The 413-nt window shown below is 39.2% G+C and carries 1 protein-coding gene; it reads left to right on the top strand.

All coding sequences use genetic code 11. The features are described from left to right. Window positions 1-108: 108 nt before the first annotated feature. A partial coding sequence (locus ACFIK8_RS09175; protein WP_375669243.1) for a heme biosynthesis HemY N-terminal domain-containing protein occupies window positions 109-413 on the top strand: 305 nt, incomplete at its 3' end.

Below are 413 nucleotides of genomic sequence, written 5' to 3'. Positions count from 1 at the left end.
TGTTCGCCAACTTGAAAGACACATTGCTGTTCATCATCTTCTTCAGCAATTACTGCTATCTACGCAACAAAAATCTCTTAAGGCAACAAAAATGTAAATAGGCTCAAAATGACACGTGTTTTGATTTACACTTTTGGTGTATGTATGTTAGGCTTGGCTTTTGGGTGGGTTGCTAATCACAATGATGTTTTGATCATAACGTTTTTGCACTTTCGATTTTCTATTTCACTGTTGACGCTCTTAAGTGTGCTCATTTTATTTCTTGGAATTTTGGTGTTTTTATGGTGGCTTTTGTCTGTCCTTTTTTCCCTACCTGGCACCCTCTCCAATTATTTTTATAAACGCGGTCAAAAGCTCGGTTATGAAGCTCTTTCCCAGGGGGTTCTTGCAGCTTTTGCTGGCGATGGTGTTGC

The sequence above is a fragment of the Bartonella sp. MR168JLCBS genome, assembly GCF_042194175.1.
The sequence above is the reverse complement of the archived record's forward strand: the minus strand, read 5'-3'. Positions and strand labels throughout refer to the sequence as shown.